The sequence below is a fragment of the Enterobacter sp. BWH64 genome (genome assembly GCF_001037645.1).
Taxonomy (GTDB): domain Bacteria; phylum Pseudomonadota; class Gammaproteobacteria; order Enterobacterales; family Enterobacteriaceae; genus Enterobacter; species Enterobacter hormaechei_C.
The window spans coordinates 4,044,262-4,056,505 of record NZ_KQ089922.1; the positions used below are offsets into that span (position 1 = coordinate 4,044,262).

Sequence of the window (12,244 nt, forward strand, 5' to 3'; positions counted from 1 at the left end):
AACGATGCGACATAACGTACTTTTTGCCACAGCGTTTGCGACCCTTGTCTCCACCAGCGCAGTTGCCGCTGACCTGCCGGGCAAAGGCATTACCGTGCAGCCGGTGCAGAGCACCATTTCGGAAGAGTCCTTCCAGACCCAGATTGTCAGCCGTGCGCTGGAGAAACTGGGCTATACGGTGAATACCGCCAGCGAAGTGGATTACAACGTGGGCTATACCTCCATTGCCTCCGGTGATGCCACCTTTACCGCCGTGAACTGGCAGCCGCTGCACGACGACATGTATGCCGCCGCAGGCGGTGACAAGAAATTCTACCGCGAAGGCACCTTTGTGACCGGCGCTGCGCAGGGATATCTGATCGACAAGAAAACCGCCGATAAATATCACATCACCAATATTGAACAGCTGAAAGATCCGAAGATCGCAAAACTGTTTGATACCAACGGTGACGGTAAAGCCGACATGATGGGCTGTTCGCCGGGCTGGGGCTGTGAAGCGGTGATTAACCACCAGAACAAAGCCTTCGATCTGGCGAAGACCGTCGACGTGAGCCACGGCAATTACTCTGCGATGATGGCCGACACCATCGCCCGCTTTAAAGAAGGCAAGCCGGTGATCTACTACACCTGGACGCCGTACTGGGTGAGCGACGTGCTGAAGCCGGGCAAAGACGTGGTGTGGTTGCAGGTGCCCTTCTCCTCCCTGCCAGGCGAGCAGAAAGATATCGACACCAAACTGCCAAACGGCATGAACTATGGCTTCCCGGTGAACACCATGCATATTGTGGCGAACAAAGCCTGGGCCGAGAAAAACCCGGCGGCGGCGAAGCTGTTCTCGGTGATGAAACTGCCGCTGGCAGACATTAACGCCCAGAACGCGATGATGCACGCGGGTAAATCATCCGAAGCTGATATCAAAGGCCACGTGGATGGCTGGATCAAAGCCCACCAGCAGCAGTTCGATGGCTGGGTGAAAGAGGCGCTTGAGGCGCAGAAGTAAAACATTTTCCCTCACCCTAACCTCTCCCAGGGGAAGAGGGAACGATGACCACCCTCTCCCCCTGGGAGAGGGTCGGGGTGAGGGGATCAAACCGCACCCAACCTTAACCGCACAATCCACCACGTAACAATTCCCCAACATTCACCATCATTGGTTATTATGTTTCCGGAAAAATAATCACTTAACTCACGATTCCTGAAACTAATGACAAAAACAACTCAAGGGCTTAGCCCCGCACTCATCCTTTTAATGTCCGTGGCAACGGGTCTGGCCGTCGCCAGCAACTATTACGCACAACCACTGCTCGACACCATCGCACGCGCCTTCGATCTTTCAGCCAGCTCCGCCGGGTTTATTGTCACCGCCGCACAGCTCGGCTATGCGGCCGGGCTGCTGTTCCTGGTGCCATTAGGCGATATGTTTGAGCGCCGGATGCTTATCGTCTCCATGACACTGCTGGCGGCGGGCGGGATGTTGATCACCGCCAGCAGCCAGTCGTTAACGATGATGATTATCGGCACCGCGCTGACGGGGCTGTTCTCGGTGGTGGCGCAAATTCTGGTTCCCCTCGCCGCGACGCTGGCTTCCCCGGAAAAACGCGGCAAAGTGGTCGGCACTATCATGAGCGGCCTGCTGCTGGGCATCCTGCTCGCGCGAACCGTTGCCGGGCTGCTGGCGAGCCTCGGCGGCTGGCGCACCGTTTACTGGGTGGCGAGCGTGCTGATGGTTATCATGGCGCTGGCCCTGTGGCGCGGCCTGCCAAAGGTGAAGCAGGAAAATCACCTGAACTATCCGCAGCTCCTCGCCTCCGTTTTCAGCCTCTTTACCCGGGATAAACTCCTGCGCACGCGCGCCATTCTGGGGTGTCTCACCTTCGCTAACTTCAGCATCTTATGGACGTCGATGGCGTTTCTGCTCGCCGCACCGCCGTTTAACTACTCAGAAGGCGTGATTGGCCTTTTCGGGCTGGCAGGCGCGGCTGGCGCACTGGGCGCGCGCCCGGCGGGTGGGCTGGCCGACAAAGGCAAATCTCATATGACCACCTCCGCAGGGCTGGTTTTACTCCTGCTCTCCTGGGCGGCCATCTGGTACGGACACGTCTCCGTGCTGGCGCTGATTGTCGGTATTCTGGTGCTCGACCTCACCGTGCAGGGTGTACATATCACCAACCAGACCGTGATTTACCGCGTGAAGCCGGATGCCCGTAACCGTCTGACGGCCGGGTACATGACCAGCTACTTTATCGGCGGCGCGGCGGGCTCGCTAATCTCAGCCTCCGCCTGGCAGCACGCGGGCTGGACGGGCGTATGCGCCATCGGCGCCATCGTCGCGGCGATAAATCTGCTGGTATGGTGGCGCGGCTATCACCGTCAGGAAGCAATTCACTAAGTTTTACATTGCTTTGGGCCCCCTGGGGTGTAAAGGGGGCCTGCATCTGTTAAGGTAACGGTAATCATTTATCCCAGAAATTTTACTGTGGGTGACATATTTACTACCGGCATGAATAGTTCAGACCCCTGTCCTCACATCCCCTCTTTCGCGGGTACACACCCCACGCTCTCTGTGCTCACCGGGTCACGGATTTACCCGGCGCTTTCTGATGGTGACATACGTTTGGCGGATATAACCGCACAAATAATTCATTTACATTATTTGTCACTGTCGTTACTATATCGGCTGTAATTAATGAGGTTATGCCCAAAATGGATAGTTCGTTTACGCCCATTGAACAAATGCTTAAGTTCCGCGCCAGTCGTCATGAGGACTTCCCGTATCAGGAAATCCTGCTGACCCGCCTGTGCATGCACATGCAGGGTAAGCTGCTGGAAAATCGTAACAAGATGCTGAAAGCGCAGGGGATTAACGAGACGTTGTTTATGGCGTTGATTACGCTGGAGTCTCAGGAAAATCACAGCATTCAGCCGTCGGAACTGAGCTGTGCGCTGGGGTCATCCCGTACCAATGCGACCCGTATCGCGGATGAACTGGAAAAGCGCGGCTGGATTGAACGCCGTGAAAGCGATAACGATCGCCGCTGCCTGCATCTGCAACTGACCGAGAAAGGTCACGAATTCTTGCGCGAAGTGCTGCCACCGCAGCACAACTGCCTGCACCAGCTCTGGTCTGCCCTCAGCACCGCCGAGCGCGACCAGCTTGAGCACATTACTCGCAAGCTGCTCACCCGTCTGGACCAGATGGATGAAGACGGCGTCATCCTTGAGGCGCTGCGCTAACGCGACGATCCGCTCAACATTCCAGATTGCTAAAAAGAAAAACTGACAGGCCAGCACGTGAAACTGCTGGCCTTTCTGACAACAGGTCGGCTCAGCCGATGTGAAAATAAAAAGATCGTGGAGAACAACAATGAGCGCAAATGCGGAGAACACCCTCCCGCAGCAACCGGCCAACAAAAAGGGCAAACGTAAGAGCGCCCTTATTCTGCTGACCTTGCTCTTTATTATTATTGCCGTGGCATATGGGATCTATTGGTTTTTAGTCTTGCGTCATGTTGAAGAGACAGACGATGCATACGTGGCAGGGAATCAGGTTCAAATCATGGCCCAGGTGTCAGGCAGCGTGACGAAAGTCTGGGCTGATAACACCGACTTTGTGAAAAAAGGCGATGTGCTGGTCACGCTCGACCCGACCGACGCCCAACAGGCGTTTGAAAAAGCACAGACGGCGCTGGCCTCCAGCGTTCGCCAGACCCGCCAGCTGATGATCAACAGCAAGCAGCTTCAGGCCAATATCGACGTGCAGAAAACGGCCCTGGCTCAGGCGCAGAGCGACCTCAATCGTCGTGTTCCTCTCGGCACCGCCAACCTGATTGGCCGTGAAGAGTTGCAGCACGCCCGCGACGCGGTGGCCAGCGCACAGGCGCAACTGGACGTGGCGATCCAACAGTACAACGCTAATCAGGCGATGGTGCTGGGTACCTCTCTGGAAAACCAGCCAGCGGTGAAACAGGCGGCGACCGAAGTGCGTAACGCATGGCTTGCCCTGCAACGTACCAAAATCGTCAGCCCGATGACCGGCTACGTTTCCCGTCGTTCCGTACAGCCAGGGGCGCAGATTAGCACCACCACGCCGCTGATGGCGGTCGTTCCGGCAAACAATCTGTGGGTCGATGCGAACTTCAAAGAGACCCAGCTGGCGCATATGCGTATCGGCCAGACCGCGACCGTGGTCAGCGATATTTACGGCGATGACGTCAAGTACACCGGAAAAGTGGTCGGTCTGGACATGGGGACCGGCAGCGCGTTCAGCCTGCTGCCTGCACAGAACGCCACCGGCAACTGGATCAAAGTGGTCCAGCGCTTGCCTGTGCGTATCGAGCTGGATCCTAAGCAGCTGGCAGACCATCCGCTGCGAATTGGCCTTTCCACGCTGGTGACGGTCGATACCGCCAACCGCGACGGTCAGATCCTCGCAAGCCAGGTGCGCAGTACGCCAGCTTATGAAAGTAACGCCCGTGAAATTAGCCTCGATCCGGTCAATAAGCTGATCGATGACATCGTGAAGGCAAACGCCGGTTAAGCCGAAGGTGAGCGTTATGCAACAGCAAAAGCCGCAAAAACCGCTGGAGGGGGCGCAGCTGGTCATTATGACCATTGCGCTGTCGCTGGCGACATTCATGCAGGTGCTGGACTCCACCATCGCAAACGTGGCGATCCCTACGATCGCCGGGAACCTTGGCTCATCGCTGAGCCAGGGGACCTGGGTCATTACCTCGTTCGGGGTGGCGAACGCCATCTCCATTCCCATCACCGGCTGGCTGGCGAAGCGCGTCGGTGAAGTGAAGCTGTTCCTCTGGTCGACGATCCTGTTCGTGCTGGCCTCCTGGGCCTGCGGCATGTCCAGCAGCCTGACGATGCTGATTTTCTTCCGCGTCATCCAGGGGATTGTCGCCGGGCCGTTGATTCCGCTGTCGCAGAGTTTGCTGCTGAACAACTATCCGCCCGCCAAGCGCTCCATCGCGCTCGCGCTGTGGTCGATGACGGTGATCGTCGCCCCAATTTGCGGGCCAATCCTCGGCGGCTATATCAGCGATAACTATCACTGGGGCTGGATCTTCTTCATCAACGTGCCCATCGGTGCGCTGGTGGTGCTGATGACGCTACAGTCTCTGCGTGGTCGCGAAACGCGGACCGAACAGCGGCGGATCGACGGCATCGGGCTGGCACTGCTGGTTGTCGGCATCGGCAGCCTGCAAATCATGCTCGACCGCGGCAAAGAGCTGGACTGGTTTGCCTCTACGGAAATCATTGTGCTGACGGTGGTCGCCGTGGTGGCCATCAGCTTCCTGATTGTCTGGGAGCTGACGGACGATAATCCGATAGTCGACCTCTCGCTGTTTAAATCGCGAAACTTCACCATCGGCTGCCTCTGTATCAGTCTCGCCTATATGCTCTACTTCGGCGCGATTGTTCTGCTGCCGCAGCTGTTGCAGGAGGTGTACGGCTATACCGCAACCTGGGCGGGGCTGGCCTCCGCGCCGGTGGGGTTAATTCCGGTTCTGCTGTCGCCGATTATTGGCCGTTTCGCCCATAAGCTCGACATGCGCAGGCTGGTGACGTTCAGCTTCATCATGTACGCCGTGTGCTTCTACTGGCGCGCGTATACGTTTGAACCGGGAATGGACTTTGGCGCCTCCGCGTGGCCGCAGTTTATTCAGGGCTTCGCCGTAGCGTGCTTCTTTATGCCGCTGACCACCATTACGCTTTCCGGCTTACCGCCTGAGCGGATGGCGGCGGCATCGAGCCTGTCGAACTTCACCCGTACGCTGGCGGGCTCCATCGGGACTTCGATCACCACCACGCTGTGGACCAACCGGGAATCGATGCACCATGCTCAACTCACCGAAGCGGTGAACCCGTTCAACCCTAACGCTCAGCAGATGTATAGCCAGCTTGAGGGGATGGGGATGACGGAGCAGCAGGCGTCCGGCTGGCTTGCCCAGCAGATCACCAACCAGGGGCTGATTATCTCGGCAAACGAGATTTTCTGGATATCGGCGGGGATCTTCATCGTCCTGCTGGGGCTGGTGTGGTTTGCCAAACCACCGTTTGGGGCCGGTAGCGGGGGCGGTGGGGCGCACTAGCCCTGTGCACGGGTTGCCGGGTGGCGGCTACGCCTTACCCGGCCTACGATCGTAGGCCCGGTAAGCGCAGCGCCACCGGGCAACAATCGCCCCCCTTGTCCAAAATGCGACAGCGATTGTCAGTTCCGATAAAGCAGCGCGCCTGAAATCGATTCACGATAGTGAAAAGACAACAGGAGCGCACCATGCTGAACACACCCGCCGAAAAATACCAGCCTTACCCCACCCTTTCGTTGCCCGACCGCCGCTGGCCGGAGCAGATTATCACCCGCGCCCCGCGCTGGCTCTCGACCGACTTACGCGACGGTAACCAGGCGCTGGCCGAGCCGATGGACAGCGCGCGCAAGCTGCAATTCTGGGATCTGCTGCTGAGCTGCGGGTTTAAAGAAATCGAAGTCGCCTTCCCGTCCGCCTCGCAGACGGACTTCAATTTTGTGCGTCAGCTGATTGAGGAGAACCGCATCCCGGATGACGTCACCATTCAGGTGTTAACGCAGGCGCGGGACGATCTTATCCGTCGCACTTTCGACTCCCTGCGCGGCGCGAAGCAGGCCACCGTTCACCTGTATAACGCCACCGCCCCGCTGTTCCGCCGTCTGGTATTCGGCATGGAGAAAGCGCAAATCGTCGAGCTGGCGACGCGCGCGACGCGCCTGATTCGTCAGCTGTGTGAAGAGAACCCTGACACCCGCTGGCAGTACGAGTACTCCCCGGAAACCTTCTGCTTTACCGAACCGGAGTTTGCGCTGGAGATTTGTGAAGCCGTGGCGGAGATCTGGCAGCCGTGCGCGGCGCGTCCGATGATCGTCAACCTGCCCGCTACCGTCGAGGTGAGCACGCCGAACGTCTATGCCGACCAGATCGAGTATTTCTGCCGCCACTTCAGCCGCCGCAGTGACGTCTGTATCAGCGTGCACCCGCATAACGATCGCGGTACCGGCGTCGCCAGCGCAGAGCTGGCCGTCATGGCCGGGGCTGACCGCGTGGAGGGCTGCCTGTTTGGTAACGGTGAGCGCACGGGCAACGTCTGCCTGGTGACGCTGGCGATGAACCTCTACAGCCAGGGCATTAGCCCGAATCTGGATTTCAGTGATATGAATCGGGTGGTTGAAACGGTAGAAACCAGCAACCAGCTGCCCGTCCATCCGCGCCATCCGTGGGCGGGTCGTCTGGCTTACACCGCCTTCTCCGGCTCGCACCAGGATGCCATCAAGAAAGGTTTCGATGCCCGTAAGCCTGGCGAACGCTGGGAGATGCCCTATCTGCCCGTCGACCCGCAGGATATTGGCTGTACCTATGAAGCGGTGATCCGCGTGAACAGCCAGTCAGGAAAAAGCGGAAGCGCCTGGCTTATTGAGCAAAACCACGGCCTGAAATTGCCTCGCGCCCTGCAACAGGATTTTAGCCAGCACGTGCAGCAGGAAACGGATAACCATGGAAAAGAGATGACGCAGAATGCGCTCTGGCAGCTGTTCCGCGCCCGCTACGGCCTGGTGGCGAGCCCGCCATTAGCGCTGCAATCGTACCGCAGCGACAGCCAGCAGGACGGCCAGCTGCGGCTGACGGCAAGCGTCGCCACGCAAGGGGGCACCCGCCAGCTGGAAGGCCAGGGAAACGGTTTGCTCTCCGCCGCCGCTCACGGCTTAAGCCGCTGGATCAACGCACCGTTTGTGATCAAGGATTATCACGAACATACGTTAGGCGAACGCAGCGACAGCCGCTCGGTGGCCTATATCCGCTGTCTGTTCCAGGATGGGACCAGCCGCTGGGGTGTGGGCATCGACAGCGACGTGGCACGCGCGTCGATTCAGGCGCTTTTTAACGCGGTCAGTCGTTCCTGAAGTAATCGCTGGGTGAGAGACCCATTACCCGGCGAAACATTGCCGTAAAGGCGCTGTGGCTGCCATACCCCAGATCCAGCGCCACGCGTAATACCGGCTGGCCCTGCGCCAGCCGCACTAAGGCTTCCAGCAGTCGCGCCCTTCTCACCCACTCGCCGTAGCTCAGGCCTGTCTGCTGCTGAAAATGGCGGTTCAGCGTGCGTTCGCTCATCCCCACAATACCTGCGGCCTGGGCGCTGCTCCAGCTTTCTCCCGGGGCCATTCGAATCTGCTGGCAGAGGTGGCGCAGCGCTTCGCTTTCCGGCTCGGGCAGGTGAAACGGCAGTACCGGCATGAGGCGAATTTCATCGAGGATCAGCTCATAAACACGTTCATCGCGGCTTCCGGGTGCGTAAGATTCAGGAAGCGTAAGGGAGGTCAGGATCAGCTCGCGCAGCAGGGGCGAGATCTGCACGATCTGGCAGGTCGCCGGAAGATCGGCGCGCGCCAGCGGGTCGATAAACAGCGTGCGGGCAGCAACGTTGCCGGTGATGCGCAAGGCGTGCTGCGTACCCGCAGGTAGCCAGACGCCGCGACCGGGCGGCACCACCCAGCAGCCGGATGCGGTATCGACCCGCACGACGCCGGTGAGGCTGTGCAGGAGCTGCGCGCAGTCGTGCTGATGCCACGGCTCGCTGTCGCCATGAGCATAATCATGCGAAAACGGCACAAGCGGGCGATGGGTAAAGGAGAAGGTGGTGGTTGTCGTCATCAGGATTGTAGGCCCGGTCAGCGAAGCGCCACCGGGCATCCACAGGCACGATACTAAATGTGCAGTTCCTGAAGTTTTTCTTTTGGCAGGGCCAGCTCGTCATTGCTGTTTACACGAACATCACGTTCGATGATATGACGGGCAATCTCCTGAGCTTCTTCCAGAGAGTGCATCTGGTAAGTGCCGCACTGGTAAACGTTCAGCTCAGGGATCTGGTTCTGCTCTTTCACCTTCAGCACGTCTTCCATCGCCGCTTTCCACGCATCCGCGACGCGTTTCTCATCAGGCTGACCAATCAGGCTCATGTAGAAACCGGTGCGGCAGCCCATCGGAGAGATATCGATGATCTCCACGCCGTTGCCGTTCAGGTGGTCGCGCATGAATCCGGCGAACAGGTGTTCCAGCGTGTGAATGCCTTTCTCTGGCATCACTTCTTTATTGGGCACGCAGAAGCGCAGGTCGAAAACGGTGATCGTGTCGCCGTGCGGCGTGTTCATGGTCTTCGCCACGCGGACTGCTGGTGCTTCCATACGGGTATGGTCGACAGTAAAGCTATCTAATAACGGCATACGTCACCTCCGATAGTGATTTTTTTAAAATAAACTGAACTCTTCTACAGAATGCGCGTCTGAGTATATGAAAGACGCGCATTTGTTATCATCATCCCTGAATTCAGAGATGTATATTTTGGCCACAGCGATGTGGCCTTTTTCTTTTGGTTCAGGCCTGCTTCGCCAGAAACGCCTCAAACGACTCCGTATCCGCCGCTTCGACCTCTTTCTGACGCACAACGGACGCATCACGCTCTGCCACAAAATCCGCTTCGCTCAGGATCTCTAACGGCTCCTGCATCAGCATCTCACGGTACTCCGCTGAGAGTGAACGCCCTGTGCCACCAATTCCCTGTTCAATCATAGAACGCAGAATTCGTGCTGAGAATGTCAGTTCCGGGTTATCAAAGCTTTCAACCAGTTCGTCGCAGACCTTCTGGTAAGCTTCGCCGCCGTACACGCTGTCCAGCGTCTGGGCTACGCGCTTCAGGTCATGGAACAGATCCTTCCCTACCTTAGACAGTGGGAACTGAGCCGTTTCACAGCCAATACCTAACGTCAGACCCGGCTTGCGCCCTTCCAGAATCACGCGATTCCAGTTGGCACGGGTACACAGCAGTTCGTCGGAACTCATTTCCGGCGCATCAGCCAGTACGCACCAGACCATAAACAGGTCAAGGAAGCGAACCTGCTGTTCGTCAACGCCAATCGGTGAGAACGGGTTGATATCCAGCGAGCGCACTTCAATGTATTCGATCCCGCCGCGCTGTAGCGCATCCGACGGCGTTTCACCGCTGCGCGTCACGCGCTTCGGACGAATCGGCGCATACAGTTCATTTTCAATCTGCAACACGTTGGTGTTAATTTGCAGGCGCTTACCGTCTTTTTCGAGGCCGATTTTTTCGTACTCTTCCGACGGGGTTTTTATCGCCCGCTTCAAGCCTGCCACATATTCGTGCAGATCGTTAAACGTAATTCCGAGATTACTTTGCGATTTATTGGTATAGCCAAGGTCGCTCAGGCGCAGGGAGGTCGCATACGGCAGGTAATACATGCCACATTCGGTCTTCTCGAACGGCAGCGTGGTCGGTTTCCCTTGCAGGAACGATGAACAGATGGCCGGGGACGCGCCGAACAGATACGGAATAACCCAGCCAAAACGGTAGTAGTTGCGGATCAGGCGGAAGTAGCCCGCGGAGATCGCTTCTTTATCCGTTTCACCGCACTTCGCCTGCCAGAACGCCATCGGCAGAGAGAAATTGTAGTGCACGCCAGAGATCGTCTGCATCAGTGCGCCGTAGCGATTTTTCAGTCCTTCGCGATACAGCGTTTTCAGCCGACCAATATTCGAGGTGCCGTACTGCGCCAGCTCGATATCCTGCCCCTGCTCGATATAGCACGGCATGCTGAGCGGCCACATACGCTCGTCGCCGAGGTTGCGGGCGGTGAAGCGATGCACGTCGCGCATGATCGTCAGCATATGATCAATATCACCGTCTACTGGCGTGATGAACTCCAGCAGCGCTTCGGCGAAATCGGTTGTGATCCATTTATGTGTCAGCGCCGAGCCTAACGCCTTCGGGTGTCCCGTAGTCGCTAAGCTACCATCCGCATTTACGCGCAGCGTTTCGCGCTCAAGCCCACGCTGAATACCCTTCAGTGCCTGAGGGTGATTTTCCAGCCAGGCCAGCGCCTGTGATACGTCCGGGATCAATTTGACCTCCCGCCTGTCAAAAAATTGTCACTCAGCATAATTGTAATGGTTGACGATTGAAGGTCGCGAATTCATTCCACCAATTAGTGCCACCACGTCATACCCTGTAGTGTTACCCATGCCAGTAAAACATAGCGTAACGCCTTGCCAAGGCACAAAAAAAAGAGCACCGGTCCCCAGGAAATGCGCATCCATCCCGCCAGCAGACACAGTAAATCGCCTATTACAGGCATCCAGCTTAATAACAGCGTGGCAGCGCCATAGCGTTTTAGCCAGCCGACTGCCTTTTCCTGCCAGCGAGATTTTTCGCGTAGCGGAAAGAAACGTCCAAGAATAACGTTAGTCAGTCCTCCAAGGCTATTACCCATTGTTGCTATTAAGACCAGCAACCAGGGCTGACTTACACCGGACAACAGCATCGCCACCAGCACCACTTCCGAATTCCCCGGTAAGAGGGTGGAGCTTAAAAAACTGCTGGCGAATAATGAAGCGAGTGACAGCGCGTCACTCACAGTAAGCGAACGTCCACCGCCGCCATTCCGGCATCACGCGCGGCCTGAATGCCAAAATCAGCATCTTCAAACACCACGCATTTTGCAGGTGGAACACCCATTAATTCTGCACAGAGCAGGAAGGTATCCGGTGCGGGTTTGTGATGTTTAACATGATCGGCGGCAACGACGGCAGAAAAATAGTGGCGCAGGCCAAGGTGGTTGAGTAGCGCTTCAGCAATCGCGCTCTCGCTGCCCGTACCGACAGACATAGGACGACGCCCGTGCCACTCCTTGACGACGTCAATGAGTGGTAAAGGCTGCACGGTGTCTAACAGTATGGCTTTTACCGCGTCGGTTTTTTCACGCGCGAGCTGATGCGGGTCGAGATCGGCCTGATTCAGCTCAATCACGGCCTGTGCGATACGCCAGGTGGGCGATCCATTGAGGGCAATCATCGCCTGTAAATCGAAACGCATACCGTAACGGCCCAGGACTTCGGTCCAGGCCTGACGATGCGTGGGTTCGGTATCCAGGAGGGTGCCGTCCATGTCGAAGATCAAACCGTCATACTGTGCGTACATCGTGCTCTCGCTAAACGATTAACAAAGCATTACTTTATCGTAAAAGGGGATCTTTGTCGCTGACAGAGAGAGTGATTGCTGACGAAACGTCGAAGGAATAAACAAAGGAGGAGAATATGGTGCATCCGGGAGGATTCGAACCTCCGACCGCTCGGTTCGTAGCCGAGTACTCTATCCAGCTGAGCTACGGATGCATCGGGATTTACTGCTG

The 12,244-nt window shown here is 57.3% G+C and carries 11 protein-coding genes and 1 tRNA gene; 6 read left to right on the forward strand and 6 right to left on the reverse strand.

Features of this window, described 5'->3' with window-relative positions; genetic code table 11:
• Window positions 1-4 precede the first annotated feature (4 nt).
• The 6 genes from proX (at window position 5) to leuA (ending at window position 7,942) form a co-directional block, all read left to right on the forward strand.
• On the forward strand, window positions 5-1,000 hold the full coding sequence (gene proX / locus SK50_RS19220; RefSeq protein WP_017382774.1) for a glycine betaine/L-proline ABC transporter substrate-binding protein ProX: 996 nt from the start codon (window positions 5-7) through the stop codon (window positions 998-1,000).
• Between the two features lie 204 nt (window positions 1,001-1,204).
• On the forward strand, window positions 1,205-2,389 hold the full coding sequence (locus SK50_RS19225) for an MFS transporter (RefSeq protein ID WP_017382775.1): 1,185 nt from the start codon (window positions 1,205-1,207) through the stop codon (window positions 2,387-2,389).
• A 314-nt stretch (window positions 2,390-2,703) separates the two neighbouring features.
• Complete coding sequence (gene emrR / locus SK50_RS19230) at window positions 2,704-3,234, forward strand: multidrug efflux transporter EmrAB transcriptional repressor EmrR (RefSeq protein ID WP_017694792.1); 531 nt, start codon at window positions 2,704-2,706, stop codon at window positions 3,232-3,234.
• 130 nt (window positions 3,235-3,364) lie between these two features.
• A complete protein-coding gene (emrA, locus tag SK50_RS19235) occupies window positions 3,365-4,537 on the forward strand; it encodes a multidrug efflux MFS transporter periplasmic adaptor subunit EmrA (RefSeq protein ID WP_017382776.1) in 1,173 nt (390 codons plus the stop codon).
• 16 nt (window positions 4,538-4,553) lie between these two features.
• Window positions 4,554-6,101: a multidrug efflux MFS transporter permease subunit EmrB gene (gene emrB / locus SK50_RS19240; RefSeq protein WP_006811709.1), complete on the forward strand. Its 1,548-nt coding sequence runs from the start codon at window positions 4,554-4,556 to the stop codon at window positions 6,099-6,101.
• A 185-nt stretch (window positions 6,102-6,286) separates the two neighbouring features.
• Window positions 6,287-7,942, forward strand: a complete 1,656-nt coding sequence (leuA, locus tag SK50_RS19245; protein WP_040118022.1) for a 2-isopropylmalate synthase — start codon at window positions 6,287-6,289, stop codon at window positions 7,940-7,942.
• Here leuA and SK50_RS19250 read toward each other — a convergent pair.
• The 6 genes from SK50_RS19250 to SK50_RS19275 all read right to left on the reverse strand — a co-directional run bounded on the left by SK50_RS19250 (window position 7,929) and on the right by SK50_RS19275 (window position 12,227).
• Window positions 7,929-8,693, reverse strand: coding sequence for an AraC family transcriptional regulator (locus tag SK50_RS19250; RefSeq protein ID WP_003862181.1), 765 nt, complete (start codon window positions 8,691-8,693; stop codon window positions 7,929-7,931). The genes leuA and SK50_RS19250 overlap by 14 nt on opposite strands.
• Window positions 8,694-8,746: 53 nt before the next feature.
• Entirely contained in the window at window positions 8,747-9,262 is a 516-nt protein-coding gene (luxS, locus tag SK50_RS19255; protein ID WP_017382778.1) for an S-ribosylhomocysteine lyase, read from the reverse strand.
• A 151-nt stretch (window positions 9,263-9,413) separates the two neighbouring features.
• Window positions 9,414-10,958: a glutamate--cysteine ligase gene (gene gshA / locus SK50_RS19260; protein WP_022649137.1), complete on the reverse strand. Its 1,545-nt coding sequence runs from the start codon at window positions 10,956-10,958 to the stop codon at window positions 9,414-9,416.
• Between the two features lie 83 nt (window positions 10,959-11,041).
• Window positions 11,042-11,470, reverse strand: a complete 429-nt coding sequence (locus SK50_RS19265) for a YqaA family protein (protein ID WP_017692791.1) — start codon at window positions 11,468-11,470, stop codon at window positions 11,042-11,044.
• Entirely contained in the window at window positions 11,467-12,033 is a 567-nt protein-coding gene (yqaB, locus tag SK50_RS19270) for a fructose-1-phosphate/6-phosphogluconate phosphatase (RefSeq protein ID WP_015571665.1), read from the reverse strand. Before yqaB ends, SK50_RS19265 begins: the two co-directional genes overlap by 4 nt.
• Window positions 12,034-12,150: 117 nt before the next feature.
• Window positions 12,151-12,227, reverse strand: a tRNA-Arg gene (locus tag SK50_RS19275).
• Between the last annotated feature and the right edge of the window lie 17 nt (window positions 12,228-12,244).

What these genes read in the sequence shown, in the direction of transcription:
- luxS (WP_017382778.1), bottom strand. Translation starts at nt 9,262, where the DNA reads ATGCCGTTATTAGATAGCTTTACTGTCGACCATACCCGTATGGAAGCA.
- emrB (WP_006811709.1), top strand. Translation starts at nt 4,554, where the DNA reads ATGCAACAGCAAAAGCCGCAAAAACCGCTGGAGGGGGCGCAGCTGGTC.
- emrA (WP_017382776.1), top strand. Translation starts at nt 3,365, where the DNA reads ATGAGCGCAAATGCGGAGAACACCCTCCCGCAGCAACCGGCCAACAAA.
- yqaB (WP_015571665.1), bottom strand. Translation starts at nt 12,033, where the DNA reads ATGTACGCACAGTATGACGGTTTGATCTTCGACATGGACGGCACCCTC.
- proX (WP_017382774.1), top strand. Translation starts at nt 5, where the DNA reads ATGCGACATAACGTACTTTTTGCCACAGCGTTTGCGACCCTTGTCTCC.
- leuA (WP_040118022.1), top strand. Translation starts at nt 6,287, where the DNA reads ATGCTGAACACACCCGCCGAAAAATACCAGCCTTACCCCACCCTTTCG.
- SK50_RS19250 (WP_003862181.1), bottom strand. Translation starts at nt 8,693, where the DNA reads ATGACGACAACCACCACCTTCTCCTTTACCCATCGCCCGCTTGTGCCG.
- emrR (WP_017694792.1), top strand. Translation starts at nt 2,704, where the DNA reads ATGGATAGTTCGTTTACGCCCATTGAACAAATGCTTAAGTTCCGCGCC.
- SK50_RS19225 (WP_017382775.1), top strand. Translation starts at nt 1,205, where the DNA reads ATGACAAAAACAACTCAAGGGCTTAGCCCCGCACTCATCCTTTTAATG.